The organism is Arthrobacter sp. JUb119 (genome assembly GCF_024807995.1).
Lineage (GTDB): Bacteria > Actinomycetota > Actinomycetes > Actinomycetales > Micrococcaceae > Glutamicibacter.
In genome coordinates this window covers 407,416-434,364 of the sequence record NZ_JANUFE010000001.1, presented here as the reverse complement: position 1 = coordinate 434,364, position 26,949 = coordinate 407,416, and the positions used below count along the sequence as shown (strand labels likewise).

Annotated in this window: 24 protein-coding genes; 5 read left to right on the top strand and 19 right to left on the bottom strand. The window is 59.9% G+C overall.

Going from position 1 to position 26,949, the window contains the following annotated elements:
• The first annotated feature begins 15 nt into the window (after positions 1-15).
• Entirely contained in the window at positions 16-1,014 is a 999-nt protein-coding gene (gene lipA / locus M2368_RS02095) for a lipoyl synthase (protein ID WP_105656778.1), read from the top strand.
• A gap of 166 nt (positions 1,015-1,180) precedes the next feature.
• Positions 1,181-1,930: a DUF4191 domain-containing protein gene (locus M2368_RS02090; protein ID WP_105656779.1), complete on the top strand. Its 750-nt coding sequence runs from the start codon at positions 1,181-1,183 to the stop codon at positions 1,928-1,930.
• A 70-nt stretch (positions 1,931-2,000) separates the two neighbouring features.
• Here M2368_RS02090 and M2368_RS02085 read toward each other — a convergent pair whose 3' ends face one another.
• Positions 2,001-2,438: an RDD family protein gene (locus M2368_RS02085; protein WP_400288256.1), complete on the bottom strand. Its 438-nt coding sequence runs from the start codon at positions 2,436-2,438 to the stop codon at positions 2,001-2,003.
• A 274-nt stretch (positions 2,439-2,712) separates the two neighbouring features.
• Here M2368_RS02085 and glnA (M2368_RS02080) point away from each other — a divergent pair, with 274 nt between their 5' ends.
• On the top strand, positions 2,713-4,137 hold the full coding sequence (glnA, locus tag M2368_RS02080) for a type I glutamate--ammonia ligase (protein ID WP_105656780.1): 1,425 nt from the start codon (positions 2,713-2,715) through the stop codon (positions 4,135-4,137).
• Positions 4,138-4,299: 162 nt separating this feature from the next.
• Here the strand turns inward: glnA (M2368_RS02080) and M2368_RS02075 are convergent, their stop codons facing one another.
• The 4 genes from M2368_RS02075 to glnA (M2368_RS02060) form a co-directional block, all read right to left on the bottom strand.
• A complete protein-coding gene (locus tag M2368_RS02075) occupies positions 4,300-4,770 on the bottom strand; it encodes a nucleoside deaminase (protein ID WP_105656781.1) in 471 nt (156 codons plus the stop codon).
• A 106-nt stretch (positions 4,771-4,876) separates the two neighbouring features.
• Positions 4,877-5,359, bottom strand: coding sequence for a DUF1990 domain-containing protein (locus M2368_RS02070; RefSeq protein ID WP_105661476.1), 483 nt, complete (start codon positions 5,357-5,359; stop codon positions 4,877-4,879).
• Positions 5,360-5,367: 8 nt separating this feature from the next.
• Positions 5,368-8,394, bottom strand: coding sequence for a bifunctional [glutamine synthetase] adenylyltransferase/[glutamine synthetase]-adenylyl-L-tyrosine phosphorylase (locus M2368_RS02065; protein ID WP_402695980.1), 3,027 nt, complete (start codon positions 8,392-8,394; stop codon positions 5,368-5,370).
• Positions 8,395-8,446: 52 nt separating this feature from the next.
• The gene (gene glnA / locus M2368_RS02060) at positions 8,447-9,787 is read right to left on the bottom strand and encodes a type I glutamate--ammonia ligase (protein WP_105656784.1); all 1,341 of its coding nucleotides are present in this window, start codon (positions 9,785-9,787) and stop codon (positions 8,447-8,449) included.
• Positions 9,788-9,923: 136 nt separating this feature from the next.
• Between glnA (M2368_RS02060) and panB the strand changes: the two genes are divergently transcribed.
• On the top strand, positions 9,924-10,760 hold the full coding sequence (gene panB / locus M2368_RS02055) for a 3-methyl-2-oxobutanoate hydroxymethyltransferase (protein ID WP_133834276.1): 837 nt from the start codon (positions 9,924-9,926) through the stop codon (positions 10,758-10,760).
• Between the two features lie 110 nt (positions 10,761-10,870).
• Here the strand turns inward: panB and M2368_RS02050 are convergent, their stop codons facing one another.
• Positions 10,871-11,065 (bottom strand): hypothetical protein, encoded by a 195-nt coding sequence (locus tag M2368_RS02050; RefSeq protein WP_105656786.1) that lies wholly within the window; start codon positions 11,063-11,065, stop codon positions 10,871-10,873.
• A gap of 133 nt (positions 11,066-11,198) precedes the next feature.
• Here M2368_RS02050 and map point away from each other — a divergent pair, with 133 nt between their 5' ends.
• Entirely contained in the window at positions 11,199-12,074 is an 876-nt protein-coding gene (gene map / locus M2368_RS02045; RefSeq protein WP_105656787.1) for a type I methionyl aminopeptidase, read from the top strand.
• Between the two features lie 82 nt (positions 12,075-12,156).
• Here map and nrdR read toward each other — a convergent pair whose 3' ends face one another.
• The 13 genes from nrdR to murG form a co-directional block, all read right to left on the bottom strand.
• A complete protein-coding gene (gene nrdR / locus M2368_RS02040; RefSeq protein ID WP_105656788.1) occupies positions 12,157-12,645 on the bottom strand; it encodes a transcriptional regulator NrdR in 489 nt (162 codons plus the stop codon).
• 84 nt (positions 12,646-12,729) lie between these two features.
• Positions 12,730-14,082 carry a histidinol dehydrogenase gene (hisD, locus tag M2368_RS02035; protein ID WP_105656789.1) on the bottom strand — a complete coding sequence of 451 codons (1,353 nt, stop codon included), beginning with the start codon at positions 14,080-14,082 and terminating at the stop codon, positions 12,730-12,732.
• A 77-nt stretch (positions 14,083-14,159) separates the two neighbouring features.
• A complete protein-coding gene (gene dnaE / locus M2368_RS02030) occupies positions 14,160-17,723 on the bottom strand; it encodes a DNA polymerase III subunit alpha (RefSeq protein ID WP_105656790.1) in 3,564 nt (1,187 codons plus the stop codon).
• A 106-nt stretch (positions 17,724-17,829) separates the two neighbouring features.
• Positions 17,830-18,774, bottom strand: coding sequence for an RluA family pseudouridine synthase (locus tag M2368_RS02025; protein ID WP_105656791.1), 945 nt, complete (start codon positions 18,772-18,774; stop codon positions 17,830-17,832).
• The gene (gene lspA / locus M2368_RS02020; protein WP_332485981.1) at positions 18,771-19,352 is read right to left on the bottom strand and encodes a signal peptidase II; all 582 of its coding nucleotides are present in this window, start codon (positions 19,350-19,352) and stop codon (positions 18,771-18,773) included. The genes M2368_RS02025 and lspA overlap by 4 nt, the downstream gene beginning before the upstream one ends.
• 97 nt (positions 19,353-19,449) lie before the next feature.
• Entirely contained in the window at positions 19,450-20,199 is a 750-nt protein-coding gene (locus M2368_RS02015; protein ID WP_105656793.1) for a DivIVA domain-containing protein, read from the bottom strand.
• A 230-nt stretch (positions 20,200-20,429) separates the two neighbouring features.
• The gene (locus M2368_RS02010; RefSeq protein ID WP_105656794.1) at positions 20,430-20,726 is read right to left on the bottom strand and encodes a YggT family protein; all 297 of its coding nucleotides are present in this window, start codon (positions 20,724-20,726) and stop codon (positions 20,430-20,432) included.
• Between the two features lie 23 nt (positions 20,727-20,749).
• Entirely contained in the window at positions 20,750-21,301 is a 552-nt protein-coding gene (locus M2368_RS02005) for a cell division protein SepF (RefSeq protein ID WP_105656795.1), read from the bottom strand.
• Positions 21,302-21,426: 125 nt separating this feature from the next.
• Positions 21,427-22,149, bottom strand: coding sequence for a purine nucleoside phosphorylase YfiH/LACC1 family protein (locus M2368_RS02000; RefSeq protein WP_133834279.1), 723 nt, complete (start codon positions 22,147-22,149; stop codon positions 21,427-21,429).
• Between the two features lie 20 nt (positions 22,150-22,169).
• Entirely contained in the window at positions 22,170-23,369 is a 1,200-nt protein-coding gene (ftsZ, locus tag M2368_RS01995) for a cell division protein FtsZ (protein ID WP_105656797.1), read from the bottom strand.
• Between the two features lie 219 nt (positions 23,370-23,588).
• Entirely contained in the window at positions 23,589-24,323 is a 735-nt protein-coding gene (locus M2368_RS01990; protein ID WP_133834280.1) for a cell division protein FtsQ/DivIB, read from the bottom strand.
• A 62-nt stretch (positions 24,324-24,385) separates the two neighbouring features.
• Positions 24,386-25,783, bottom strand: coding sequence for a UDP-N-acetylmuramate--L-alanine ligase (murC, locus tag M2368_RS01985; RefSeq protein WP_133834281.1), 1,398 nt, complete (start codon positions 25,781-25,783; stop codon positions 24,386-24,388).
• A gap of 4 nt (positions 25,784-25,787) precedes the next feature.
• Positions 25,788-26,909, bottom strand: coding sequence for an undecaprenyldiphospho-muramoylpentapeptide beta-N-acetylglucosaminyltransferase (murG, locus tag M2368_RS01980; protein WP_332485980.1), 1,122 nt, complete (start codon positions 26,907-26,909; stop codon positions 25,788-25,790).
• Positions 26,910-26,949: the final 40 nt, after the last annotated feature.

Sequence of the window (26,949 nt, the reverse complement as noted above, 5' to 3'; positions counted from 1 at the left end):
AGAAAGAGCTGTTTAATGAGCGTCGAACCAGAAGGCCGCCGTATGCTGCGCGTAGAAAAGCGCAACGCTGCCGTACCTGTGGAGCGTAAGCCAGAATGGATCAAGGCCAAGTTGAGCATTGGCCCTGAATACGTTGGCCTGAAAAATCTCGTACAGAGCGAAGGCTTGCATACGGTCTGCGAAGAAGCAGGCTGCCCGAACATCTTCGAGTGCTGGGAAGACCGCGAGGCTTCCTTCCTGATCGGCGGTTCAGAGTGCACCCGCCGTTGCGACTTCTGCCAGATCGCCACCGGCAAGCCCTTGGCAATTGACCGCTCAGAGCCATTCAAGGTCGCCATGAGCGTGAAGAAGATGGATCTGCGCTACGCCACCGTAACCGGCGTCGCCCGTGATGACCTCGAAGACGAGGGCACCTGGCTGTATGCCGAGACTGTGCGGCAGATCCACAAGATGAATCCAAGCACCGGCGTAGAGCTGCTGATCCCCGATTTCAGCGGCAAGCCGGAGAACCTGGATACCATCTGCGATTCGGAGCCAGAAGTCTACGCCCACAACGTAGAGACTGTGCCTCGCCTGTTCAAGCGCATCCGCCCGGCTTTCCGTTACGAGCGTTCCATGGATGTGATCACCCATGGCCGCAAGCGTGGCTTGATCACCAAGTCCAACCTGATTCTGGGTATGGGCGAAACTCGAGAAGAAATTTCCGAGGCCATGCGTGATCTCCATGAGGCAGGCTGCGATCTGCTGACTTTGACCCAGTACCTGCGCCCAACCGACCTGCATCTGCCAGTCGACCGCTGGGTCACCCCGCAGGAGTTCCTGGAGCTTCAGCAAGAAGCCGAAGAACTCGGCTTTGCCGGAGTCATGGCTGGGCCGCTGGTCCGTTCTTCCTACCGCGCTGGCCGCCTGTGGGCCGGCGCCATGCGCAAGAAGGGCCGCGAAATCCCTGAGGCATTGGCACATATCGAGTCCTCGGGCAACACGCGCCAGGAAGCAGCTTCGCTGATCAAGTAGCTCGGTCCAGTGGACCCCACGGCTAAGGCCCCGGAACTCCTGATGGAATCCATCGAGGGTTCCGGGGCTTTCCCACTGCCCGTCCATGGGCAATTCAGCTGAAAATGCCGTGTTCGATCCGGCTCGGCTTAGAACTATCAACTTCATCGCGTAGAATTAAGGCACTATGGCCAAAAACTCCGACAACGACGCAGCCGCGCCTAAGCGTGGCTTGTTTTCGCGTAAACCAAAAGCTGAGAAGAAGAACAAAGAACCGGGCCGCCTGAAGCAAATTGGCCAGGTCTTCCAGATGACTCGCCGCAATGACCCGATGGTCGTGTGGTGGATGGCATTGGCAGCCTTGGCCGTCATTGCTGTCTGCTTGGTCATCGGCTTCTTGATCAAAAACTGGATCACGATGTTGATCATCGCAATCCCGCTGGCGCTCCTTGCTGCAATGTTCGTGATGTCCCGCCGCGCAGAGAAAGCTGCGTTCTCGCAGCTTGAGGGCCGCCCCGGCGCTGCCGGCGCCGCCATGAGCGTGCTGCGTCGCGGCTGGATCCTGAAGCAGGAACCAGTTGCCTACAACCGCCACCAGGATCTGGTGTTCCTCGGTATCGGTCGCCCGGGCATCGTCCTGGTCACTGAGGGACCAAAGAGCCGGGTTCGTGAGCTTGCCTCTTCCGAGCGCAAGCGCATCGCCCGCGTTCTGCCGAACGTTCCCGTGCACATCATCAACGCTGGTTCCGAAGAAGGCCAGACTCCGTTGGCTGAAGTCGGCAAGGCAATGAAGAAGCTTCCAAAGTCGATTACGAAGCTGGAAGTCAGCGCAATCGACAAGCGCTTGAGCACGTTGACCGCGAATCGTCTGCCTATCCCCAAGGGCGTAGACCCGAACCGCGTCCGTCCAAACCGCCGCGCTACGCGCGGACGCTAAAGACAACTACTAAAGAAGCCGCAACTGGAATTTCTAGTTGCGGCTTCTTTCTTGCTGTCCGGATCTATTGCTAGGAGATATTCACCAGGATGGTCTTGGGCAAACGATCATGCAGTCCACGCTGGTCCTTGTCGGTGACGAAGGCCGGAATAGCCAGGCAAAGCAGCAAGGAACGAATCAGGCCTTGCAACGGCTTGATTGCGGTTCCATCCAGCGACTGCACCTGCATTCCAAAGGTACGGTGCCCGATCGTGTGCCCGGTGAACCCGACACCGATGATCTGCCCGGCGCAGAACAGGCTCAATGTTGCCAGATCGTGGCTGTCAAACAGCCACCAGCTCAGCAGCATCGAGAGCCCCCAGTCCAAGAGCAGTGCACCGACCCGTCGCGGGAATCTGGCAATGGAGCCGGGGCCCTTCTCGGGGCGCCCCATATCCTGCCCGGGCCATTGTTGCGTATTATGCTGCGGCGGCCCTTCAAGCCACGAGCTGAAGTCTTTTCTTTCCACCAATACAGTCTATCCAGCGATTCTGTGCGCCAGTTAGAACGCGATAACCAGGTAGCAAGTATCCAAGTCAGATTGTTACAGCAGGCAATCAGCGCAGATCAGCGCGATACGACACGCCCGGATTCTCCGCTTGTAACAGGTTGGAAACAATAGAGACACCATTCAGAAATGGATTATAGGTAAGCTTGATACGTAAGCAAGAGGACCAGCCGGATCATTCCGGCTACCGGTTCCGTTTACCAAACCTTATATCTCACCAGGGAGTCACCTGCACATGTTTACCAGTCCAGAAGAAGTCTTGGCATATATTGCCGAAGAGGACATCAAGTTCGTCGATATCCGTTTCACCGACCTACCAGGTGTACAGCAGCACTTCAACGTGCCTGCCAAGTCCGTGGATGCCGACTTCTTCGTCAACGGCCAGCTCTTCGATGGTTCTTCCATCCGCGGCTTCGCCGGCATCTCTGATTCCGACATGCAGCTGATCCCGGACGTCACCACCGGCTTCATCGATCCCTTCCGCCTGGAAAAGACCCTGGCCTTCAACTTCTCGATCATCAACCCACGCACCGGTGAGCCGTACCACCGCGACCCACGTGGCGTTGCGGAACGTGCCGAGGCATACCTGGAATCGACCGGTATCGCTGACACCGCGTTCTTCGCCCCAGAAGCAGAATTCTTCATCTTCGAAGACGTTCGCTACGAATCCAAGCCACAGGGCGCGTTCTACTCGATCGATTCCGACGAGGCACCTTGGAACACCGGCCGCAAGGAAGAAGGCGGCAACCAGGGTTACAAGACCCCGTACAAGGGCGGCTACTTCCCAGTTGCACCGACTGACAAGCAGGCTGACCTGCGCGACGCGATCTGCGTCGAGCTGGACAAGGCTGGCCTTGAGGTTGAACGCAGCCACCACGAGGTGGGCGCTGCTGGCCAGGCAGAAATCAACTACAAGTTCAACACCATGGTTCACTCCGCTGATGAACTGATGCTCTTCAAGTACATCGTGAAGAACGTCGCTGACGCGTGGGGCAAGTCCGCAACCTTCATGCCAAAGCCAGTCTTCGGCGACAACGGCTCGGGCATGCACGTGCACCAGTCGCTGTGGGCCAACGGCGAACCGCTGTTCTACGATGAAAAGGGCTACGCTGGCCTGTCCGATACCGCACGCTGGTACATCGGCGGCCTGCTGAAGCACGCAGACGCCGTGCTCGCGTTCACCAACCCAACCGTGAACTCCTACCGCCGCCTGGTCAAGGGCTACGAAGCTCCAGTGAACATGGTTTACTCGCAGGGCAACCGCTCTGCCGGTATCCGTATCCCGATCACCGGTTCGAACCCTAAGGCGAAGCGCATCGAGTTCCGCGCTCCGGATGCTTCCTCGAACCCATACCTGGCGTTCGCAGCCCAGCTGATGGCTGGCCTGGACGGCATCAAGAACCGCATTGAACCTGCAGAGCCAATCGACAAGGACCTCTACGAGCTTCCTGCCGAAGAGGCCAAGGAAATCCAGCGCGCACCTGAAAGCCTCGAAGAGGCGCTCAAGGCCCTGGAAGCTGATCACGAGTTCCTGCTCGAAGGCGGCGTCTTCACCGAGGACCTGATCCAGACTTGGGTCGAGTACAAGCGTGAAAACGAAATCAAGCCATTGAGCCTGCGCCCGAACCCATACGAGTTCGAGCTCTACTACGGTTGCTAATCAGCTGACGGGGCATCGCCCCGTGTAGTTTGCAGAGGAGTCTGCACAAAGCGCAAGAACTATGTTCTGGCACTTGTGCGGACTCCTCTGTTTAAGCATCAGTGCGGGCCCGCACATGGGCGGCCATCGCGCTCAGGGCAAGTGCCGCCCCGATAACAAGTACTAGTATTCCTGCTTGTCGCTCTTTGCTTCCCAAAGCTCAAATGCCCTGAGCGCACCGGAATCTTCAACCTTGGTAAACGGAATTTTCCGCTCGCTCATGGGAAGCTCAAGCTCCTTGTAAATGAAATCATCATCGAAGCCGATCTTCGCGGCTTCGTCGCGCGTATTCGCGTAGTAGACATGCTCGAAGCGGGACCAATAGATGGCACCCAGGCACATGGGACATGGCTCGCAGCTGGTGTAGAGCTCGCATTGCGACAGATCGAAGGTTCCCAGTGCTTGTCCCGCTGCGCGGATGGCATTGATTTCGGCGTGCGCCGTTGGATCCTGGCTACCCACCACCGAGTTGTAGCCAGCGGAAACGACTTTTCCGTCAAGGACTACCACCGCGCCAAATGGTCCGCTGTCATTGGATTCCAGGGCCAGCAAGGACTGATCAATGGCAGCCTGCAGCATCTTTGGGTCCAGCATTTTCGAAGCTCCCCTGCACTCATTATTCGCGTAGAGATTACAATCCCCACCCTAGTCCCCCAGCATCCTGTTTCGGCGGGAAGCGCAGGAAATTGCCGGTTGCGGACTAAGGTTTCAGCGCACGAAGGTAACGCTGACGTGTCACCCACTGCGCCAGGAGCAGCGCCTTGAAGACTCGACGCCAAGCAGGCACATCAGAAGGTGCCGTGACCGACCTGATCAGCAGGAAAACTTGCTCGTCCGCGCGTTCAAGAATGAAAGCTTCCACACCCTGAACCGGATGCCCCGGCAGCGTCCGGTAGGAAAACCCTACCCAATCACTTTCCGCAACGACGTCAACGACCTCCACAGGTTCATGGATGCGCAACGGTCCGACACCGATGGTGATCAAGGGTTGCTGGCCCACGGCGACCGGCAACTGCGGCTGAAGCCTGAACCCGCTGCGTGTCTTGACTTCCCAACGGAGCAAGGCAGCGCACGCAACGTTCCACAGGGCTACTCCCCTACCTAGCAGCACGCGGCGTTGCCACGGCCTGGATGAAGCAGCCAGCGGGCTCCAGGTACGTTCCAGCAGCGTTTCAACGGCCACCGCGGTTCCTAGTTCTCAAAGCCGTAGAACAGCAGTTCAAAGATGCCACGCGCGTGCCGGGTTGCACGCAAGTAGTCCTCTTCGAGTTCCACGCCAAAGTGCGGCTCATAGCCGCACCACCGAGCCACGGCTTCCATATCGCGCGCCGAACTCGGCAAGACATCGCTGGAACGTCCGGACGTGATGATTTCAGCACTGCGAATCTGCGTAGCCAGCCGCCAAGCAATCGCCAGCAGTTCGCTATCGTCTTGCGCAATGAGCTCCAATTTCGCCAGCTCTTCCAACGCCCGGAGCGTCGAGGTGGTGCGCAGGGATTCGTGCTTCCAGGCGTATTGCAACTGGTAGAACTGCACCAGCCATTCAATGTCCGAGAGCGAGCCTCGTCCCAGTTTCAGGTGGCGGTTGGGGTCGGCACCTCGTGGGAGCCGTTCGGACTCAACGCGGGCCTTGATCTTGCGGATATCCCGGATCTCCGACTCGTCCAGTCCCTTGCCGTAGCGCACCGGCCTAATCAATTCCATGAAATCTTCAGCCAACTGGTCATCGCCGGCAAACGGGCGTGCACGCTGCAACGCCTGGCGTTCCCAGATTTCCACCCATCGCTGGTAATAGGTGGCGTAGGCGTCCAGAGAACGGACCAGCATTCCCTGGCGGCCCTCGGGGCGCAGATCCGAGTCCACTTTCAATTTCACTTCAGCTGGAATGGCTGGTTTCAACGGTTTGGCGGTCCACGACACCAGGTCGGTAACTACCCGAAGCGCTTGTTCTTGAGCAGCTTGGGCCGTGGCGCCAGGAACCGGGCGCTGCACGAACAGGACGTCCGCATCAGAGCCGTAGCCGATTTCCCGACCGCCTTGGCGGCCCATGGCAATGACCGAAACGACAGCATGTTCCCCGTTCTTGGCCTGGTCAGCAGCCAAGAGGACCTTCAGCACCCCGTCAACCATGGCGGCGTCGATGTTAGAGAGTGCTACGCCAACTTCGTCAACGGTCAGCAGGCCGGCGCCGTCGGCAAGCGCGACACGCAAGAACTCGCGGCGGCGCACCATGCGGATCATGCGGATGGCAGCTTCTGGCTGCTTCGTGCGATGGATGATCGAGGTGTTCTGCTGCAGCAGGTTCTCGAATGTCTGCGGCGTCAAGGACGCGTCGGAGCCCAGCCAAGCGGCCGCCGCCGGCTCATTGGCCAGCAGGTCGGTCAGGAAGCGCGTATTGGAGAGCAAGTGGCTCAGCCGTTCGGCGGCAGCGTTGGTATCGCGCAGCATGCCGAGGAACCAATGGGACTTGCCCAGCGCTTCGCTGAGCCGGCGGAAGCCCAGCAATCCAGCATCCGGGTCCACCCCGCGGGCAAACCAGTCCAGGAGTACCGGCAGCAATTGCCGTTGCAATGACGCACTGCGCGAGACCCCACCGGTCAGGGCTTCAATGTGCCGCATCGCCGCCTTCGGGTCGAGATAGCCCAGGGCGCGCAGGCGCGCTTGCGCCGATTCGGCGGTGAGCTTGACATCATCGGCCGAGAGGTTGGAACTACTGACCAGGAGCGGACGGTAGAAAATACGCTCGTGCAGCGAACGCACCATGCGCTTGGTTTCATTCCAGCGGCGCATCAGCTTCTCCGGGCTGCTGAGCTGCAGGTCTCCGGCACCACGGATCGATCGTGCAAGCACGCGCTGGGCGCTTTCTGCCCGGGGCATCAAGTGGGTACGGCGCAATTGGCTGAGCTGTATCCGGTGCTCCAGCAAGCGCAGGAAACGGTATGAGTCATCGAAATTCGTCGCATCATCACGGCCGATGTAGCCGATATCGCTCATCGCTTGGATGGCCAGGGTGGTGGTTGGCACCTGGATGGCGGGGTCGACTCGACCATGGACGAGTTGGAGCAGCTGGACGGTGAATTCGACATCGCGCAGTCCACCGGGGCCCAGCTTGATTTGCCACGCAACATCTTGCTTGTCGATGTTGTCGCTGACGCGTCGGCGCATGGCCTGGACGGATTCAACGAAGCCCTCACGCTCGGAACTGGACCAAACCATTGGCGAAACCATCCGCTCATAAGAGCGTCCCAGTTCCTTGTCGCCGGCAATCGCGCGGGCCTTGAGCAGGGCTTGGAATTCCCATGAATGAGCCCACCGGCGGTAATACGCTTCATGGGATGAGAGCGTACGGGTCAAGGCCCCGTCCTTGCCCTCGGGGCGAAGATTCGCATCCACTTCCCAGAGCATCGGCTCAGGGCCAGGGACCATCAGTGCACGTGCCGTGTTCCCGCAGATCACCGTCGCGATCGCGGCGGCCAGGTCGTCATCGATTCCCGGCGTGGAATCGTGGGCGTAAATGACATCGACGTCCGAAATATAGTTCAGTTCACGTGCACCGCACTTGCCCATGCCAATGATGGTGATCTTAACCCGATCAACGTCGCCAGCATCATATTGTTCGGCGGCTTCGGCCCGGGCAATGGCCAATGCCCCCTCCAACGCGGCACCAGCCATGTCGGCCAGTTCGGCGGCGACCAGGGGCAGAATGCGCTGCGGCTGGGTGGAACCCAAGTCCCGGTGGGCCAGCGAGAGCAAGGCCTTGCGGTAGGCGGTGCGCAAGCGCTGTCGCGCTTCAGCACCGGTATGGGAAGAGACCCAGTGCCCGCCGTCTGATTGCTTGGCCTCGATCGATGCCAGCAAGTCCTCGACCAGCTGTTCCGCGGGCACGGGTACGAATTCACCGGGTGGGGCGTGGCGGACGATCTCCAGCGCCTCGGGACAACGCATGAGGAACTCCCCGAGCGCAGAAGAGCTGCCCAGAAGCCTGACGAGCCCTTGGCAGCTATCGGGCTCCAGGAAGATATCGATGACTTCCGGGTGCCGATCTACCAACCGCAGGGCCAGCAGCAGTGCCTGGTCCGGATCTGGCGCATGCGCCATCTTGCTCACGATCAGGCTGGGATCAATCCGGGACAGTTCCTCGGCCTGAAGGAATTTCTTGGCCCTTTCGATGTCGCTGAAGCCAGCGTTGAGCAATGCTCGCGAGGGTACTTCCGGCATGGTGTCTCGTGTTCTCCCGCATTTCGCCGCGCAGCTTCACGCGGCGAAGTCTCTAGAGGATTCCCAAATACTTGTTCAGTTCGTAGGGGGTAATGACCTGACGGTACTCTTCCCATTCGGTGCGCTTGTTCGACAGGAACGAGTTGAATACCTGCTCGCCGAGGATCTCGGCCATCAGTTCCGACTCTTCCATGGCGCGCAATGCGTCGTGCAGGCTGCCAGGCAGCGGAACGTGGCCCGAGGCGCGGCGTTCTGCCGTGGACAGGCTCCAGACATCATCCTCGGTTGGCTCTTCCAGCTCGTAGCCTTCGCGGATGCCCTTCAGCCCAGCGCCCAGCAATACTGCGTAGGCCAGGTACGGATTGGCTGCCGAGTCGATACCGCGGTATTCCACGCGGGCGGACTGTCCCTTGCCTGGCTTGTACAGCGGCACGCGGACCAGTGCCGAGCGGTTGTTGTGCCCCCACGAACGGTGGCTCGGCGCCTCGCCTCCACCCCACAACCGCTTGTACGAGTTCACGTACTGGTTGGTGATGGCGGTCATTTCCGGCGCATGGTGCAAGATGCCGGCGATGAAGGACCGGGCCACATCGGAGAGCTGGTATTCGCGGCCAGCTTCGAAGAACGCGTTAGCGTCACCTTCGAACAAGGAGAAGTGGGTATGCATGCCGCTGCCCGGATGGTCGGCAAATGGCTTGGGCATGAAGGTTGCGTGGATGCCTTTCTGCATCGCCATCTCCTTGATGACGGTACGGAAGGTCATGATGTTATCGGCGGTCTGCAAGGCATCTGCGTAGCGCAGATCGATTTCGTTCTGGCCTGGACCTGTTTCGTGGTGGGAGAACTCCACCGAAATGCCCAGCGCTTCCAGCGTGGTCACGGAAGCACGGCGGAAGTCCTGCCCCACGCCATCTGGCACGTGGTCGAAGTAGCCACCGTTGTCGATCGGCTGGGGACGGCCATTGGCATCCAGTTGATCGTTCTCCAGCAAATAGAATTCGATCTCCGGGTGGGTGTAGCAAGTGAAACCCATATTCGATGCTTCGGCCAGCTGGCGCTTGAGCACCTGGCGCGGATCTGCATTGGACGGCTGGCCCTCAGGGGTCAGGATGTCGCAGAACATGCGGGAGGTCGGTTCGACTTCGCCGCGCCACGGCAGGATCTGGAAGGTGGCAGGATCTGGCTGAAGCAACATGTCAGACTCGGAGATCCGGGACAGTCCATCAATGGAGGAACCATCGAATCCCAGACCTTCTTCGAAAGCATCTTCAACTTCAGCAGGAGCCAACGCCACCGACTTGAGCGAACCAACGACGTCAGTAAACCACATTCGCACAAATCGAACGTCGCGTTCTTCAATGGTGCGCAGTACAAATTCCTGCTGACGATCCATTTTCCACCACCTTTGGGATTCTGATATCCGGCGCTGATCACAACCGGTAAGAAAATTGACCTGTGGCAACACTATATCGGTTCAGAACCGTCCCAACGATCAGCATCGCCCTGTCCAAGTGCGATAAAGTCGATTCATGCCACAACCATACCTAGGGAACCCTGAAAAAGGCCCGTCCCGTATCCGACTTCATCATTTGCAGCAGGCCAAGGACAATGGCGAAAAATTCGCGATGTTAACTGCTTATGACGTAATGATGGCAGAGATTTTCGATTCGGCCGGGATCGAGATGCTGCTGGTTGGCGACTCCGCTGCCAATACCGTACTCGGCTACGAGTCCACGCTGCCGATTACCCTCGACGAAATGATCATGTTCACCAAAGCTGTCGCCAACGGGGCCAAACGCGCCATGGTCGTTGCCGACCTCCCGTTTGGCAGCTACGAGCAGTCCCCTGCCCAGGCCGTTGCCACTGCGGTGCGCCTGATGAAGGAGGGCCATGCCCACGCGGTCAAGATGGAGGGCACCGCGCAATACGCCGAGCATGTCCGCGCCATGGTCCTTGCCGGAGTTCCCGTTATCGGGCACATCGGATTCACTCCGCAGTCCGAGCATGCATTGGGCGGGTACCGTGTGCAGGGCCGTGGCGACGCTGTAGAGCAAATGAAGCACGACGCTGTGCAATTGCAGGATGCAGGCGCCTTCTGCATCCTGATGGAAATGGTGCCAAGCCCGGTCGCTGCCAAAATCGATGCCGCGCTGAAGGTGCCGACCATCGGCATCGGCGCTGGCAATTCCACCACCGGACAGGTCCTGGTTTGGCAGGACATGCTGGGTCTTGGCGGGGGCCGCACCCCGCGCTTCGTGAAGAAGTACGCTGATCTGCGTGAGGTTGTCGGCAACGCGGTGCGCGAGTACCACCAGGACGTGGTTTCCGGCACCTTCCCCTCGGCAGAGTACGAGTTCAAGGAATAGAAGCCGGCTCACGCCATATCGCAAAGCGGTGCGCTGCCTCGATGTCATCCATCGTGGCAGCGCACCGCTTTGCCATTCGCCGCACCGGCCTGGCTCGGTGCCCTTGACTTCTACTCGTCGTCTTCCTCTGCGTCGTCCCACGCCTCATTGCGTGCCTGGACCTTCGCCATTGCCGCTTCGGCTTCAGCAACCGTGTCATATGGGCCAAGCAACTGCGACCAATCAGACTGCGGGCCATTCTCCACGGTCTTGGTCGAGACGTTGTACCAGTACTGCCCCTCGCCCGGGGTGCCAACTGAGCTCATGGAAAACTCCTCTATTCTCGATTCTTGCTGCTTCTTCCACGGTATCCCAACCGGCGGAAAATAGGTGCAACACCACCTGTTCTATCGGCTATCTCCTAGCGAAGCGGCAGATACGTGAAGCTAGAATTAAAGCATGGCTATTGCTTCAACTGCACCCCTTGGAAATCTCACCGCCGGCACGGTCTCCCCGGAACTTCCGGTACCGAAACACATTGAACGCCCCGAATACGTTGGCAAGAAGGAACCTGCCAGCAACACGGCTTCGGAAATCAAAAGCCCAGAAGTCATCGAACGCATTCGCATAGCTTCAAGGATTGCCGCTCAGGCACTGCAGGAAGTTGGCAAGGCTTGCCAGCCGGGAGCCACCACCGACCAGCTCGATCGGCTTGGCCACGAATTCCTCATGGATCACAACGCCTACCCGTCAACCTTGGGCTACCGCGGATTCCCCAAGTCGCTGTGCTCCTCGTTGAACGAGGTCATCTGCCACGGCATCCCGGACACCACCGTGTTGCAAGATGGCGACATCATCAATATCGATATCACCGCCTTCATCGGTGGCGTTCACGGAGATAACAACGCCACCTTCCTGGTCGGTGACGTGGATGAAGAATCGCGCCTGCTGGTCGAGCGCACCGAAAACTCGCTGAAGCGCGCCATCAAGGCCGTGATGCCAGGGCGTGAGATCAATGTGATCGGCCGAAGCATTGAAACCTACGCCAAGCGGTTCGGCTACGGCGTGGTCCGCGACTTCACCGGCCACGGCGTCGGCGAGGCCTTCCATTCCGGCTTGATCATCCCGCATTACGATGCGGCGCCGGCCTACAACACTCCCATCGAGCCGGGCATGGTTTTCACCATCGAGCCGATGCTCACCTTGGGCACCGTCGAATGGGACATGTGGGAAGACGACTGGACCGTGACCACCAAGGACAAGAAGCGCACCGCGCAGTTCGAGCACACCCTGCTGGTCACCGACGATGGCGCGGAAATTCTCACCCTGCCATAGCCGCTGCGACGCCTACGCCAAACGCCAGTGCCCGCGACCTCGAAAGGTCTGGGGCACTGGCGTTTGCTCTATGCGAAAACTGCTAGTCGGCCGAGAGCGGACGCTGGTTTCCCTGCGGAACCTTGCCACGGCGATCGCGCAGCCGGGCAATGGCGGTCTCGAAATCAGTCAGCGACTGGAAGTTGTGGTAGACACTGGCAAAGCGCAAGTAAGCGACCTCGTCGAGGCGCGACAATGGCTCCAAGATGGCCAAGCCCACCTGGTGGGCCGGGATTTCAGCAGCCCCGGAGGTCCGGACTGCCTCTTCGACTTCCTGGGCCAGGACGGCAAGGTCGTGATCGGTGACCGGGCGGCCCTGGCAGGCCTTGCGAACACCGTTAATGACCTTGTTGCGCGAGAACGGTTCTACGGCACCGGACTGCTTGAGCACGTTGAGGCTGGCAGTTTCGGTGGTGGTGAAACGGCGCGAACAAGCCGTGCACTGGCGTCGGCGGCGGATCGAGACGCCGTCGTCGGCAACTCGACTATCGACCACTCGGGAATCCGCATTGCGGCAATACGGGCAGTTCACGGCACCTCCATCTGTAGCCTAAGAAGCATTCTCGGTTCACCCATGGTGGCAAGAATCAACTCATGTCACCTAACAGTTTAGCGTCTATTGCGCGTTTCGCACCGCGACCGCGTCTCCATGGGCTGGCAGGTCCTCGGCATTGGCAAGATTAATCACGTGAGCGGCCACTTCGCCCAGCGCGGCCTTGTCGTAGTTGATCACCTGGATGGCTTTCAAGAAGGTATTCACGTTCAGCCCCGAGGCGTGCAGCGCGGTGCCACTGGTCGGCAGCACGTGGTTGGATCCTGCGCAGTAGTCGCCCAGCGAAACCGGGGCATAGGCGCCGACAAACACGGCGCCAGCAGCGGTGATGCGGGCCGCGGTGGATTCCGCCTCGGCCACCATGATTTCCAGGTGCTCGGCGGCGTAGGCGTTGCACACCTCGATCCCCTGCTCCAGGTCCTTGACCAAGATGACGGCCGATTGGGATCCTGACAGTGCCTCTGTCACACGGGCGGAGTGCTTGGTGGCGGCAACCTGCACCATGAGTTCCTTGCGCACGCCAGCAGCTAGTTCAGGTGAATCGGTAATCAGCACGGCCGCGGCGTTGGCATCGTGTTCTGCCTGCGAAATCATATCGGCAGCGACGAAGCCCGGGTTAGCTCCCTTGTCGGCAAGAATCGCGATTTCCGTAGGACCAGCTTCAGCGTCAATGCCTACCACGCCCTTGACCAAGCGCTTGGCGGTTGCCACGAACACGTTGCCTGGACCGGAGATCACGTCAACCGGTTCGATCCCGCCACGCTCATCGTTCGGCATGTCCACCCCGTAGGCGAACGCGGCAACAGCCTGGGCACCGCCCATGGCGTGCACCTCGTCGATGCCCAGCAGCTTGGCGGCAGCCAAGATGGTGGGGTGCGGCAGTCCGGCGAATTCCTTCTGCGGCGGGCTGGCCAGGGCTAGCGAGCTGACGCCGGCTGCCTGGGCAGGTACGGCGTTCATGATGACCGAGGACGGGTAGACGGCCAGGCCACCTGGCACGTACAGGCCGACGCGGCGCACCGGGACCCAGCGCTGGGTGACAGTTGCCCCGGTAGCGTAGCGGACTTCGGCGTCGTCCGGGCGCTGGGCCTTGGCGAATACGCGGGCGCGGTCAATGGATTCTTCCAGCGCCAGGCGGACCTGCGGGTCCAGTTCTTCCAGGGCGCGGTCCAGCTCATGCTGCGGCACACGGGTATGCTCCAGCTCAACGTGGTCAAAGCGCTGGGCCAGGTCCTTGAGTGTTTCCATGCCATGGGCGCGGACATCATCGATGATCTGCTGCACGGTTTCGGCTGCGGTCTGGGAGTTCATCTCCGGGCGCGGCAGCTTGGCTTTCAGCTGTGCGTAGCCCAGGGATTCGTTGCGCCAATCAAGGGTGGCGAGTGCTGAGAATTCGGTTTCTGGAATAGTGCTCACCTACCTAGTTTAACGCCGATGACCGGGGAAGGTTCATTAGTTACCTTCCCCGGTCATCCAAGCCGTGATCCGTTTCCCTATACGTCCAGGCAGTGAGGGCCCAGCAGCACCTTCAAATCGCCGAACAGGGCAGGATTGGGGTTCACCCTGAAGTTCATGCCCAGGCGCAGCAGCGAGGTGCCGCGGCTGCCGGTGAGCTTCACCCGCACCTCGGTGTTGCCGCTGTGGGTGCGCAGCACATCGCCCAGCTTCTGCACCAGGGTCTCGGTGGCCTTGTGTGTCGGAATGCCGATGACTACCGGTCCCCCGTTGGCATCCTCGGAAATTTCCGGGATCATCATTTCCTGCGCGTTCAGGGTGATGGAGCCGTCATCGCGGCGCTGCACGCGCCCCTTGATGACCACGATCAGGTCATCGGCCAGGATCTCGGCGATCGGCTGGTAGGCCTGGCCGAAGAACATGACCTCCATCGAACCGGAGAGGTCTTCGATCTCGCAGCGCGCATACGGGTTGCCGCTCTTCTTGGCGATGCGCCGCTGCAGACCGGAAATCATGCCGGCGATGGAAATGATGTGGCCATCCTGCGGGCCGTCATCCGAGAGCACGTGCGTGACCGGCATGTCAGCGTACTGGTCCAGGGCCGAGCCCAGTCCCTGCAGCGGGTGGTCGGAAACGTACAGGCCGAGCATGTCGCGCTCGTAGGCCAGTTTTTCCTTCTTGTCCCAATCGGGCATGTCGGGGATCGCCACGTGCATCGACTCCGAGGACTCATCCGCGCCCAGGGCGCTGAACAGGTCGAACTGGTTGGCCGCCTCGTTGCGCTTGACCTGGATCACCGAATCCACGGCTTCTTCGTGGATGGCCACCAGCGCCCGGCGTGGATGCTTCATGGAGTCGAAGGCACCGGCCTTGATCAGCGATTCAATGGTTCGCTTGTTGCAGACCACGGCCGGGACCTTGCCCAGGAAATCGTTGAAGTCGTTGTAGTTGCCCTTCTCCGTGCGGGCCTCGACCATGCCGGCCACCGCATTGGTGCCGACGTTGCGGATGGCGCCCATGCCGAAGCGGATATCCTTGCCCACTGGGGTGAAGTTCAACGCCGATTCGTTGACATCCGGCGGCAGCACGGTGATGCCGATGTGGCGGCATTCGTTCAGGTACAGTGCCAGCTTGTCCTTGTCATCGCCCACCGAGGTCAGCAGCGCGGCCATGTATTCGGCCGGGTAGTGCGCCTTGAGGTAGGCGGTCCAGTAGGAGACCACGCCGTACGCGGCCGAGTGGGCCTTGTTGAACGCGTAGTCGGAGAATGGCAGCAAGATGTCCCACAGGGTCTGCACGGCGGCGTCCGAGTAGCCGTTGTCGTTCATGCCCTGCTTGAAGCCGGCGAACTGCTTATCCAGTTCCGACTTCTTCTTCTTGCCCATGGCACGGCGCAAGATATCGGCCTGGCCCAGCGAGTAGCCGGCCAGCTTCTGCGCAATAGCCATAACCTGCTCCTGATACACGATCAGGCCGTAGGTGCCGCCGAGGATCTCTGCCAGCGGTTCAGCGAGCTCCGGGTGGATTGGGGTGACTTCCTGCAACCCGGTCTTGCGCAGGGCGTAGTTGGTGTGGGAGTTGGCGCCCATCGGGCCCGGACGGTACAGCGCGATCACTGCGGAGATGTCTTCGAAGTTATCGGGGCGCATCATCTTCAGCAGCGAGCGCATGGGACCGCCATCGAGCTGGAACACGCCCAGGGTGTCGCCGCGGGCCAGCAGGTTGTAGGCCTCGGGGTCCTCGATACTCAGGGTCTCGAGGTCGATTTTGGTGCCGGTGTTGTACTCGATGTTCTCCAGGGCATCGGAAATGATGGTGAGGTTGCGCAACCCCAGGAAGTCCATCTTGATCAGCCCCAGGCCTTCACAGGTCGGGTAGTCGAACTGGGTAATGACCTGTCCATCCTGGATGCGCCGCATGATGGGGATGACGTCGATGATCGGGTCCGAGCTCATGATCACGCCGGCGGCGTGCACGCCCCACTGGCGCTTCAGGCCTTCCAGGCCCTTGGCCGTCTCGAAGACGCGGGCCGCCTCCGGGTCATTGGCCACCAGGTTGCGGAAGTCCCCCGCCTCCGAATAGCGCTTGGATTGCGGGTTCTCGATGTCGTTCAGCGGGATGTCCTTGGCCATCACCGCCGGCGGCAGCGCCTTGGTCAGGGTCTCGCCCATGCTGAACGGGTAGCCGAGCACGCGCGATGAGTCCTTCAGCGCCTGCTTGGTCTTGATTGAACCGTAGGTCACGATCATCGATACGCGCTCATCACCGTACTTCTCGGTCACGTACTTGATGACCTCGGAACGGCGGCGATCATCGAAGTCGACATCGAAGTCGGGCATGGAAACACGTTCCGGGTTCAGGAAACGCTCGAAGATCAGGCCGTGCACCAGCGGATCGAGGTCCGTGATCCGCATGGCGTAGGCGACCATGGAGCCTGCACCCGAACCACGCCCCGGGCCAACACGGATGCCGTGGTCCTTGGACCAGTTGATGAAGTCGGCCACGACCAGGAAGTATCCCGGGAAGCCCATCTTGATGATGACGTCCAGCTCGTAGTCTGCCTGCTTGCGCGAAGCTTCTGGGATGCCGTTCGGGTAGCGGTAGTGCAGTCCCTTGTCGACTTCCTTGATCAGCCAGCTGGTTTCGTCCTCCCCCGGCGGGCAAGGGAATTTCGGCATGTAGTTGGCGTTCGTGTCGAAGGAGACCTCGACCCGGTCAGCGATCGCCAGGGTGTTGTCGCAGGCTTCAGGAAATTCCTTGAACAAATCGCGCATTTCGCGCGCCGATTTCAGGTAGTAGCCGGTGCCGGAAAAAGCGAAGCGGCTGCCGCCCTGGTCATAGGTGGGCTCGTCGAGCGTGGAGCCGGAGTTGATGGCCAGCAGCGCCTCGTGGGCTTTGGCATCGGATTCATGGGTGTAGTGCAGGTCGTTGGTAGCCACCAGCGGAATGCCCAGTTCCTTGGCCAGGCGCAGCAGGTCCTTGGTGATGCGGCGTTCGATCTCCAGACCGTGGTCCATGATCTCGCAGAAGTAGTTTTCCTTGCCGAATAAATCCTGCAGTTCAGCCGCGGCCGCCTTCGCCGCATCGTACTGGCCCAGGCGAAGCTTGGTCTGGACTTCACCCGAAGGGCAGCCGGTCGTGGCAATGAGGCCTTCGTGGTGCTCGTTGAGCAGCTCGCGGTCCCAGCGCGGGTATTTGCCGAACACGGAGTCCAGCGAGGCGCGGGACGAACCCTTGAAAAGGTTGTCCATGCCCTTGTTGTTGTACGAGAGCAGGGTCATGTGGTTGTACAGGCCGCCACCGGAAACGTCATCGCCCTTTTGCGATTCGTCGGTACGCCATTTCACGCGGGTCTTGTCGTCGCGCGCGGTGCCCGGGGTGACATAGGCTTCTACGCCGATGATCGGCTTAACGCCAGCTCCGGTGGCTTGGCGCCAGAAATCGAAGGCACCGAACAGGTAGCCATGGTCGGTAATCGCCATGGCTTCCATGCCCTGCCGGTTAGCTTCGGCGAAGAGTTCGCCTAGGCGCGCCGCACCGTCCAGCATGGAGTATTCGGTGTGGGTATGAAGATGGACAAATCCGTCACGTGTAGCACTCACCCAACCAGTCTAGCGATCAAACCCGGACTTGGGCCCACCCCGGCGCGGTGCTGTGGCTAGCACGACACAAGGTGCTGCCGGCCAGTGGCCAACAGCACCTTGGAACTCAGTATCCGCCTTCGCGCAGCAGCTCGACGGCGCCTGCCAGATCCGCAGGATATTCGCTTTCGTATTCCATCCACTGGCCGGAGACCGGATGGGAGAATCCAAGACGTTTTGCATGCAGCCACTGCCGGGTCAGGCCCAGAGCGGCACCCAGCTTGGGATCCGCTCCGTAGGTCTGGTCTCCGGCACAAGGGTGCCCGAAGGCTGAGAAGTGGACGCGGATCTGGTGGGTGCGCCCGGTTTCCAGTTGCACCTCGACCAGCGAGGCGCGGCCGAAGGCCTCGATCACCTTGTAGTGGGTGACCGAGTCCCGCCCGCCATCCAGGACAGCGAACTTCCAGTCGTGGCCCGGGTGGCGCCCGATCGGCGCGTCGATGGTGCCTTCCAGCGGGTCAGGCAGGCCCTGCACCACCGCATGGTAGATCTTCTTGGGGGTGCGTTCCTTGAAGGCGCGCTTCAGTTCGGTGTAGGCGCGCTCGGTTTTCGCCACGACCATCAGGCCGCTGGTGCCCACGTCCAAGCGGTGCACTATGCCTTGGCGTTCGGCGGCACCGGAAGTGGTGATGTTGTAGCCCTCGGCCATGAGTGCGCCGACAACTGTCGGGCCCACCCACCCCGGGGATGGATGGGCTGCGACACCCACGGGCTTGTCGATGACCACATAGTCATCGTCGTCCGCGATAATCTTCAGCTCTTCCACTTTCTCAACCTTAATTTCTAATGGGTCTGCCTGCGGCGGGATGGTGACTACCAGCTGGTCCCCCGCCTTGATCTTCAGAGATTTGGCAATGGTTCGTCCGTTGACCTGGATCTGCGAATCCTTGCAAAGGCTCGAAGCCAAGGTGCGCGGGATCTGCAGGGACCGGGAGATATAGGCGTCAAGGCGTGCGCCGGCATCGGCTGGGTCAACCAGCAGTTCGTGAATGGTGGTTTCGTTCGAGATCATGCGTTTGGTTCTGCTTCGTCCTTGTTGGACTTGTCTTTCTTTGGAGGATCGCCAATGCTGCCATCGAGGTTGCGCCCGCGGATGAGCATGTACGCCACCGCGATCATGGAACAGACGATGAACGAGTCGGCGACGTTGAAGATAGCGAAGTGGGTGACGGAAAACATGTCTACCACATGGCCGAATCCGAAGCCCGGTTCACGGAACAGCCGGTCCACGACATTGCCCAGGACACCGCCGAGCAGGCAGCCCAGGGCTATGGCCCAGCTTCTGGACAGCACCTTGCGGAAAAACAGGTAAATGACGTAGACCGCGACTGCCGATTGCAGGATCGCGAAGACTATGGTGAAGTCTTCGCCGATGGAGAAGGCGGCACCAGGGTTCAGGATGTAGTGGATGTTGAAGAATCCGGGAATCACTTCAATCGATTGGCCAAGCCGCATGTTCTGTTCAACGGCAATTTTGACGGTTTGGTCCAGTACCAGCGCGATCAGAGCGATCACGAGGCCAAGGCCAACGTATTTCTTCGCCTTCGCGCCCGCGTTTCCGGATTGAACTGCGTCCACAGTGGTACCCATTATTTCCTCTTAAACGTCAACGGTGGTGATCGGAATGTATCCGTTCACCACCGTTGATCTTACTTGATAGCTAGATCAAGTTATGAACTGTCAGCGACTAGCTGGTCTTGCCTGCCGCACCAGCATCGATCGAACCCTGGGACTCAAGGTCACGCAGCTGTCCTTCGATGTAGGTCTTCAGGCGAGCACGGTAATCGCGTTCGAAGCCACGCAACTGCTCGAGCTTGCGCTCCAGAACCGACTTCTGCTGCTCCAAGGCCGACAAGGTCTTGCGGCTCTTCTCTTCAGCGGTGGTGACCAAGGTGTTAGCTTCGGTCTTCGCTTCGGAGATGATCTTGTCGCGCTGCTCGACACCGGCAGCGACGTACTCGTCGTGCAGACGCTGAGCCATGGACAGCACGTTGGCTGCCGACTCTGCGGATTCGGAGCGAGGAGTTGCAGCTGGCGCTGCTGCTGCGGCCGGAGCTGCAGGTGCCTTCTCAGCGGCAGCTGGCTTAGCTTCTGCCTTCTTTTCCTCAGCTGGCTTGGCAGCTGGGGTTTCTGCCTTCGCTGGCTCTGCAGGCTTAGCTTCTGCCTTCTTCTCTTCAGCTGGCTTAGCAGCTGGAGCAGCAGGAGTAACTGGAGCGGCCGAAACAGGTGCAGGAACAGCCTGCTCCTTCGATACCGAACCCGCATCTTCGCCAAGTTCGGCAAGGCGGCTGCGCAGAGCCTCGTTCTCACCGGTTAGGCGACGCAGCTCCACAACGATTTCGTCGAGGAAGTCATCTACCTCGTCTTGGTCGTAGCCTTCACGGAACTTGGTCGGCTGAAACCGCTTATTGACTACGTCTTCTGGCGTCAGAGCCATTGGGTCACCTCAATACTGGGATCATTTCCGCACGACCATTGTCTTGCCTTGCGAAACACTTACCGTTTTTGTCAGTGTCGCGACCGGTGAAGTCGGAGCACCATTTCCTAAAGGATATAACGATTTGGACAATTATTACGAAATCGAGCTTACGCGCGAGTCTCTTATTCTTTGAATCTACAGCTTTTGACTGCTCAGGACAATCCCCGTGAAGCACGGAAATGCCCTAATCAGATCCCTGTCCTGAGGCCCAGGTTGGCTACCACCGCTTTAAGAATGATTACGACGATGAACAACACAAGAAAGGACAGGTCAAGACGGATTCCGCCGAGATCCAGGGGTTTGATCTTCCGGCGCAACCAGCGCAGCGGAGGATCGGTAATCGACACGATTGCACTTGCGACAATCAATGCGATGCCTTTGGGTCGCCAGTGGCGAGCAAAGCTTTCCGTTACATCCAACACAATTCTCATTAAGAGCAGAATCTGGAGGATGGCTAAGGCGAGATAGATGATCCCGAACACCATTTTGTGCTTGTGCTCCTGGTGTCTTAGCTCTGATTAAAGAAGGTTGCTTGCGCTTCGGACTGCTTGCGATCTTCGCCGAGGACCTCAACGGTCGCTGGTGAGAGCAAGAAGACCTTGTTCGTGACTCGCTCAATGGAGCCGTGCAGGGCGAAAACAAGACCGGCCGAGAAGTCGACGAGGCGCTTGGCATCGGTTTCACCCATGTCGGTGACATTCATAATCACCGGGATGCCGTCACGGAAGTTCTCACCGATGATCTTGGCATCGTTATAAGAACGAGGGTGGACGGTAGTAATCTGACGCAATTCGGAATCCTCATCCCGTACTGAAGGGGCACGCTTAATAGGGGTGACCGGAGCACGGTATTCCGTCTCTGGTTCTCTAGCTTGAGTTTGCGGCGCAGCCTGCCTTGCAACAGGCTGTGGGCGTGGGGCTTCGGCAGGTCGCTTTGGAGCTGTGTCCTCAACTACCCGAACCTGGGTTTTGGGCTCAGCGTGTTGTGTCTGGGTCTCTTCCTGCTCGACGGCGTCCGCCAAGCCGAGATATACCATTGCCTTACGCAGTCCGTCAGCCACGATGTTTCTCCTCGTTTATCCCATGCATGCAACCCCATTGCACGCTTCCGCTACTTCGACGCTACCGCACAAAATAATGCAGGCATCGTTCATTCGATCAATTCTTGGCGGTGTGTCGCGCACGCCTACGCGGCGGTCCAGATGAGTCCGGCAAGTCGTCCTGCACGGCTTGAACGCCGGTAGGAATAGTAGCTTTCGTCTTCCAAGGTGCAGACACCGGATTGCCGCACGTCCACCCCGAGGCCGCGCAGTTCTTGTTCGGCTGAGGCCGGAAGGTCCAGCCCATGGGTCCCCCAGCGAGTCGTGGTGCGAATCCCGGTGCGCAACTCTTCGGATTCCTGGGCCATGCTTTCTGGAACTTCATAGCATCGGCCGCAGATCGAAGGGCCGATCACGGCTTCCACTGTGTCGGCACCATGAGCCTTCAGGCCCTCGACCGTTTTCGCCAGGATCCCGTCGAGCAGCCCGCGCCTGCCGGCGTGGGTTGCGGCACTCAGGGTTTGCCCATTGCGCGTGTTTCTTCCGACAAAGAGCACCGGAAGGCAGTCGGCGACCATCACTGCCAGGGGCTGGGTGCCAGTTGGGTCCAGCAATCCATCGCAGGTTGGCGCTGCCGGCTCTAGCCACGAGGTGCGCCGCACCGGCGTGACCTCATATACATCGGCGGAGTGCACCTGGTTCATGAAGTTAAGCGAGAAGCGTCGAACCCCGATCAAGTCCTCCAATTTGGCTCGATTCTCCGCCACAAGGCGGGGATCGTCATTCACGTGCAGGGCGAGGTTTCCCTCAGCCTGCGATGTGAATGCCAGTTGGATGCTCGGATCGAGGTTCGACGCGAAATGTAGCACTGCTCAGCTTCTTGCTGTTTTTACTTCAGGAAGTCCGGGACATCCAGGTCGTCGTTCGAACCGTTCAGGTCCGAGTCGACAACATCTGGAAGGTCCTGGAAGGAGCTGGCCTGCTCTGCGGCAGCTGGCTTCTCATGAGCAACCTGGGCTGGCTTCGCAGCTTCGGTTGCAGCAGGTGCTGGTGTTTCTGGAATGCTCGCTGGCACTTGCTCAGCCGGGCGCGCGGAGACAGCTGGCTTTGCTGCGACCGGTGCCATTGGCTTGCTGGTGACATCTGGCTCGTCGAAGCCGGCTGCAATCACGGTGACACGTGCTTCGTCGCCCAAGGCGTCGTCAATGACGGCGCCGAAGATGATGTTGGCTTCCGGGTGGGCAACTTCCTGCACGAGGCGTGCAGCTTCGTTGATTTCGAACAAGCCGAGGTCGGAGCCGCCCTGGATGGAGAGCAGGACGCCGTGGGCGCCATCGATAGAAGCTTCGAGCAGTGGCGAGGCAATAGCCAGCTCCGCTGCCTTCACTGCACGGTCTTCGCCCCGCGCCGAACCGATGCCCATCAATGCCGAGCCTGCGCCCTGCATAACGGACTTCACGTCGGCGAAGTCGAGGTTGATCAGGCCCGAGGTGGTGATCAGGTCGGTAATGCCCTGCACGCCGGAGAGCAGAACCTGGTCTGCCTGGCGGAATGCATCGAGCACCGATACGTTGCGATCCGAGATCGACAGCAGTCGATCGTTCGGGATCACAATGAGGGTATCCACTTCGTCGCGCAGGGCTTCGATGCCCGACTCGGCGGAGTTAGCGCGGCGGCGACCCTCGAAGGTGAATGGACGGGTGACCACGCCGATGGTCAGCGCGCCAAGCGAGCGGGCAATGCGGGCCACGACCGGCGCGCCACCAGTACCAGTACCGCCGCCTTCGCCAGCGGTCACGAAGACCATGTCCGCGCCGCGCAGGACGTCTTCGATTTCTTCTACATGATCTTCCGCTGCCTGGCGTCCCACATCAGGGTTGGCGCCAGCGCCCAGGCCACGAGTCAGTTCGCGTCCTACGTCGAGTTTGACGTCGGCATCACTCATAAGCAGAGCCTGGGCATCGGTGTTAATGGCGATGAACTCTACGCCCTTGAGACCGACTTCGATCATTCGATTGACTGCGTTTACACCGCCACCGCCGATTCCGACGACTTTAATGACCGCGAGGTAATTCTGTGGAGCTGCCACGTCCCGCTTCCCTTGTTAGATGTGCTACATATTTCACGACTCCAGCTAAAGACCTTCACCTTTAGCCTTAAGGTTAAGATTCTGTCAAGCTGTCGTTATTAGAAACGCTATGAGTCGTGTGGTCTTTCTGCAACGACCGCCTAGGCGTGTCGCTTATTCAAAACTATCTTTCCAGAATTTCTTGGCTTATTGGTCTTCCCGCGCCCAGAGCACCGCGACTTAATAGACCACGGGATTTTCTGGGTTGGTGACGTCGATGGTCGTCTTGGCCGCGTGCTTTTTCTCAAGCTCTTTCAAGAAGATCGTCGCCACTTCATTTTTCAGGGCCGCTTTCTTGGCGTCTCCCCAAATCAAAGTACGGTTCTTCGGCAACGCCAGTTCGGCGAACCCTGCCTTGGACAAGGATGCCGTTGAGACTTCCTTGAGCACTTTCTTGTCAACGGTGCTCAAGATTCCGGTCAGCAGCTTGAACTGCTCCGGATCAGCAGTGACGTCGGTGGCCTTGATCTTGGGCAACTTGTCCTTGTCATTCTTGCCGACGGTGCGAAGCTTCTTGCCGGTCTCGGAGACCAGGTACTGCTTCTTGCCCTCCAGCAAGATGGCCACCGGCACAGCTTCGATTACCTCAACGACCAAGGTGTTGGGCATCTGGGCCTTGACCACGATTTCGTCGATGGCCGGCTGCTCGCCGATCAGCTCCTGGACCCTCGATTCAGAGATCCGCGGCAGCGGAACGCCCTTCAATGGTTCCAGGGACTTCCCCAGCTTCTCGGAATTGACCAGCTTGGTGCCGGTTACTTCGATCTTCTTGGCAGCGATCACCGGTGAGAAGCTCAAGATCAAAACCGCAGCGAGGCTGAGCACGACGATGCATGCCGCGAGAATAATCAGGATCTTGCGCCGTTTTTTCTCCGGGCTCTCCGGAAGTTCTACGACTTTTGCTGCTTCACCCATGGATCACCTTGGTAGACGGAAGTGGACCAACTGCGATGGCCTCGGACTCGGGACGGAATTCGTCAGCTCAGCGACTTGACGATGTCTGGACCTAGCGCTGTGACATCGCCGGCGCCAATGGTCATGATGACATCGCCCGGCTCGGACTGCTCAACCACGTGCGCTACAGCGGCTGCCGGCGAAAGTACCTGGGCAGGAACCTCGATGCGCGATGCGATCAGTTCGCTGTCCACGCCATCGATAGGTTCTTCACGTGCCGGGTAGATATCCAGCACGGCCACCGAATCGGCCAGGGACAAGGCCTGGGCAAATTGGCGGAAGAACTCTTGGGTACGGCTGAACAGGTGCGGCTGGAAGACAATGTGCAGCCGGCCGGTGCCGGCCACCGTACGGCCGGCGGTCAGCGCTGCCTGCACCTCGGTCGGGTGGTGCGCGTAGTCGTCGTAGACACGGACCTCTGCGGCTTCACCCTTGAATTCGAATCGGCGAGCTGCCCCGGAGAAACTGGAGAGCGCCTGCAGCGCTTCGTCAACGTCCACACCTGCATCAATGCCGACAGACAATGCGGCGGCAGCATTAAGCAGGTTGTGCTGGCCGGGCACTGCCAGATCCAGGATGCGGCTTTGTCCGCTGCCCCATTCGATGGTTGCGGTGAAGCGGCCGTCTTCGGTGGCGCGGGCATCGGAAAGGCGGCGGTCGGCGTGATCGCTGAAGCCGTAGGTCTGCACGCGGATTTCCGGACGCTCTGCGCGCATCTTGTGCGCCAGGTCGTTGGAACCCTCATCATCTGCACAGCAGATCAGCAAGCCGTCTGCCGGCAATAGCCTGGCGAAGTCCACGAAGGCCTGGTGCACTGCTTCAGCGGTACCGTAGTGATCCAGGTGGTCGGCTTCGACGTTGGTCACGATGATGGCATCCGGCCGGTAGTTGAGGAAGGAAGCGTCGGATTCGTCCGCTTCGGCCACGAAGTAGGATCCGGATCCGAGCTCGGCGTTGGTGCCCAGGCTTGGAATATTCGCTCCCACGGCGAAGCTCGGACGCGCGCCAATGGTCTTGAGCATATGGGCGGTCAGCGAAGTGGTGGTGGTCTTGCCGTGAGTACCGGCGATGGCCACGATCTTCTCGTGGCCGCGCATGGTAGCTTCCAGGCCTTCGGAGCGGTGCAAGATTCGCAGTCCGCGGCGCAGGGCTTCGTCGTATTCCGGGTTTCCGGCCTTGATGATCGAGGAGATCACCACGGTGTCGGCGTCGCCGAGGTTCGCTGGGTCGTAGCCTACGTGGATTCGCGCGCCGCGCTCACGCAAGCCATCGAGCACCGGGAGATCCTTGGCATCGGTGCCGGAGACAGCCAGGCCGTAGTCGAGCAGCAGCCGTGCAACCGCTGATACGCCAACCCCGCCTACACCCATCAGGTGTACCTTGCCCAGATCGGCGTTCAGTTCGTCGGCTCGCAGTGCCATGGTTCTAGCCTTCCTGACCCGCACGGCGGCGGGTTGAAACTTCATCAATAATCCGTCGCGCCATGATCTGCGCGGCGTCGCGCTGCCCCAATGAGGCAGCGGCTTGAGACATCTTTTCAATTTTATGCTGATCGGTCAGCAGATTGATGACATTTTCGCTGATATAGGACTTTGTGAACTCCGCGTCGGAAACCAGGACGGCTCCCCCGGCAGCGACCAGTTCACGGGCGTTGAGCTTTTGCTCGCCGTTGCCGATGGGCAACGGGACCAGTACCGAGGCCGTGCCAGCTACGGCCAGTTCGCAGACGGTGCCCGCGCCGGAGCGGCAGATCATCAAATCCCCGACGGCGTAGGCGTAGTCCATGCGGTCCACGTATTCGGTCTGGCTGTATCCTTCATGGGACAGCAGATTGCCCGAGGCGTCCAGAATCTGCTTTCCGCGTCCGGTGATGTGGATAGTGTGGATGCCAGCTGCGTTCAGCTCGTCCAGGGACTGCTCGATGGCGGTATTGATGCTCTGCGCTCCGGAGGATCCACCGGTGACCAGAAGTACCGGCTTCTGCCCGGTGATACCGAAGTACCCGCGTGCTTCGCCTCGCAGCGCGGCTTTGTCCATGGTGGCAACGTTGGAGCGCATCGGCATGCCCACCTGCATCTCACCGGGCAGCCCGGTGTTGGCGAAAGTGGTTCCGACGAATGCCGCGTTCTTTGCCCCGAGCTTGTTTGCCATGCCGGCAACGGAGTTGGCCTCATGCACGAAGATCGGCAGCTTCAGCTGCTTCGCGGCAAGATATGCCGGGGTGCAGACATAACCGCCGACGCCCAGGACGGCCTCGGCCTTGGTAGTGCGCAGAACGTTCTTCGCGTTGTTAATGGCCTTGATGAAACGGAAAGGAAACTTGAGCAGATCCATGTTGATGCTGCGTGGCATCGGGGCCTTGGGGATGAGTTCGAGCGGGTAGCCGGCTTCCGGTACCAGCTTGGTTTCCAGGCCACCGGGAGAACCCAGTGCTGTGACCATTGCTTCGGGATGCTCGGCCTTCACGGCATCAGCTATGGCCAGCATGGGCGAGATATGGCCGGCAGTTCCGCCGCCGGCGACGACTAGACGAAGTGCTTCGCTCATCTGTTGCTGTACTCCTTCGTCCTGCCAATGGGCAGGATCA